The organism is Picosynechococcus sp. NKBG042902 (genome assembly GCF_963864045.1).
Lineage (GTDB): Bacteria > Cyanobacteriota > Cyanobacteriia > Cyanobacteriales > MRBY01 > MRBY01.
On record NZ_CAWLTV010000003.1, the window covers coordinates 1 to 649 of the forward strand.

A 649-nucleotide genomic window follows, 5' to 3' on the forward strand; every position below is an offset into this window, starting at 1 on the left:
TAAAGGCGAGGGGATTCTTTGCTCAACGACTCAACTTGCCCTGACAGAACGGATTCAGCCAGAGTAGTGGTCAAATCTCCCAAAGCGTACATTCCGGTGTGCCCCACCGTACTCAATCCTAAACGCAAGATGTTTATCGCTGCATTATGGTCACGGTCTAGCTCACAGCCACACTCACACACATGAGTCCGCACTGAAAGAGACTTCTGCACCGTTTGACTACAGGCGCTACAGTTCTGGCTGGTGTAGTGGGGTGGCACAGCAATGGTGATTTTCCCAAACACCTTGCCAAAATACTCTAGCCACACCCGAAACTGATACCAACTTGCATCGTTGATCGCTTTCGCTAGGCAATGGTTTTTCACTAGATTTTTCACCCGTAAGTCTTCATAGGCCACTACATCGTTAGATGAGATTACGCACCGTGCCAACTTCACAGCATGGTCTTTACGCTGCCTACTTATCTTCAGGTGAACTCTTCCTAGTTTATTGATTGCCTTGCGTCGATTACTGCCTCCTTTTTGCTTGCGAGAAACAAGACGATGCGCTCGTTTGAGACGCTGCTCCCCTTTCCGTAAAAAGCGGGGATTTTCCACGGCAAAGCCATTGGAGTCAGTGTAGAACTCCTTTAAGCCCACATCTAACCCAA

1 protein-coding gene is annotated in these 649 nt (G+C 48.5%); it reads right to left on the reverse strand.

Annotated features, from left to right (window positions below; all coding sequences use genetic code 11):
• A partial coding sequence (locus AACR41_RS00015) for an RNA-guided endonuclease InsQ/TnpB family protein (protein WP_030008367.1) occupies positions 1 to 649 on the reverse strand: 649 nt, incomplete at both ends.